We start from the raw sequence: 1,964 nt of genomic DNA, 5'->3' as shown, positions 1-1,964 counted from the left end.
GTAACCGATCCATCACTCACACATTCAAAGCCGCCCATTGAAGCCCGATGCTGCGCTCCCGATCTCTTTCTGGAGCCAGCACCTCATGATGCGTCCCGACGCCAAAGTCGAAAAAGTTTACCTTTACCCCAAGTCCGTGGACTTCCGAAAATCCATCGACGGCCTGGCCGCCCTGGTCGAGCTGGATATCAAGGTGGCCGTCTTCGACCCGGTACTTTTCGTTTTTCTGAATCGCTCCCGCAACCGGGTGAAAATCCTCTATTGGGAGCGCAACGGCTTCTGTCTTTGGCTCAAGCGCCTGGAATCCGAGCGTTTCAAAACCTCGCCCCACGTCACCGACGAAGCCATCGTATTGAGCGTCCAGGAACTGAACTGGTTGCTCGACGGTTTTGACCTTTGGCGCAACCGCCCTCATCAGGTTTTGACCCCACGCTACGTAGCCTGACCCGGTATAATCCGGGCCATGATTTCCCTGCCCGACGACCTGCCTGATGATCCTGTTTTGCTCAAGCAACTGCTGCTTGAGGCACTCAGTCGCCAGGAAGAAGTGGCCCAGGCTTATCAAACCCACATCGTCGACCTGAAAGAGCAGATCAAGTTGCTGCGCGACCGCTTGTTCGGGCGCAAGTCCGAACAGACTGTCGAGCCCAACACGCCGCAACTGGCGCTGTTCAACGAGCCCGAAAGCGAGCCGATGCCGCTCGTTGATGACCCTGACGAAGAAGCCGTTGCGCCGACGCCGCGCCGTGGCAAGCGCAAGCCGTTGTCGGCCGATCTGCCGCGTATCGAAATCATCCACGAACTGCCTGAACACGAACTGACCTGTGCCTGCGGTTGCCGCAAACACGCCATCGGCGAAGAAACCAGCGAACAACTGGACATCGTGCCGATGCAGATCCGTGTCATCAGGCACATCCGCAAGGTCTACGGTTGCCGGGGCTGTGAAACTGCACCGGTCACGGCTGACAAGCCTGCTCAGTTGATCGAAAAGAGTATGGCCAGTCCCAGCGTGCTGGCGATGCTGCTGACTACCAAATACGTCGATGGCTTGCCGTTGCACCGGTTTGAAACCGTGCTCAGCCGACATGGCGTCGAGATTGCGCGCCAGACGCTGGCGCGCTGGGTGATCCAGTGCAGCGAACACTTCCAGCCACTGCTGAATTTGATGCGCGACCGCTTGCTGGAAAGCCCGGTGATCCACTGCGATGAAACCCGCGTGCAGGTGTTGAAGGAGCCGGATCGTGACCCGACCAGTCAATCCTGGATGTGGGTGCAGGCCAGTGGCCCACCGGACAAGAAAGTCGTGCTGTTCGACTACACCTCCAGCCGAGCGCAGGATGTACCGTTGCGTTTGCTGGACAGCTATCGCGGCTATGTGATGACCGATGATTACGCCGGCTATAACGCCTTCGCGTTGCAGCCGGGCGTGGAGCGACTGGCATGCATGGCGCATGCACGCCGCAAGTTCGTGGATGCGCAAAAAGTGCAGCCTAAGGGTAAAACCGGGAGGGCTGATATCGCGCTGACGATGATCAACAAACTGTACAGCATCGAACGCGAATCCAAAGACGCCAGCGATGAACAACGGTTTATCGCTCGTCAGGAGAAGAGCTTGCCGATCCTGGCCCAACTGAAAAGCTGGCTGGCTAAGACCCAATCCCAAGTGACGCCGCAAAGCGCATTAGGCAAGGCTGTGCACTATCTGGCGAATAACTGGAACCGACTGGAGCGCTATGTCGAAGCGGGTTATTTACCCATCGACAACAACGCCGCTGAAAGAGCGATCAAGCCGTTTGTGATCGGACGCAAAGCTTGGTTGTTCAGTGATACCGTCAACGGCGCCGCCGCCAGCGCAAAGATTTACAGCTTGGTCGAGACCGCCAAGGTCAACGGCCAGGAGCCCTATACGTGGCTGCGCCACGTACTGGAGCGGTTGCCATATGCCTCGACGGTCGAAGACTACG

2 protein-coding genes are annotated in these 1,964 nt (G+C 57.8%); both read left to right on the top strand.

Translation table 11 applies throughout. The annotated features are described in order from the left end of the window. Positions 1-85: 85 nt before the first annotated feature. Positions 86-445 (top strand): IS66 family insertion sequence element accessory protein TnpB, encoded by a 360-nt coding sequence (gene tnpB, locus AC19YS_RS31985; RefSeq protein ID WP_010568142.1) that lies wholly within the window; start codon positions 86-88, stop codon positions 443-445. An 18-nt stretch (positions 446-463) separates the two neighbouring features. Further along, a partial coding sequence (gene tnpC, locus AC19YS_RS31980) for an IS66 family transposase (RefSeq protein ID WP_500603535.1) occupies positions 464-1,964 on the top strand: 1,501 nt, incomplete at its 3' end.

The organism is Pseudomonas sp. MF08831 (assembly GCF_059862645.1).
The sequence above is the reverse complement of the archived record's forward strand: the minus strand, read 5'-3'. Positions and strand labels throughout refer to the sequence as shown.

Bases quoted from the DNA above. Each gene is read 5' to 3' on its own strand.
- tnpB (WP_010568142.1), top strand. From the start codon at position 86: ATGATGCGTCCCGACGCCAAAGTCGAAAAAGTTTACCTTTACCCCAAG.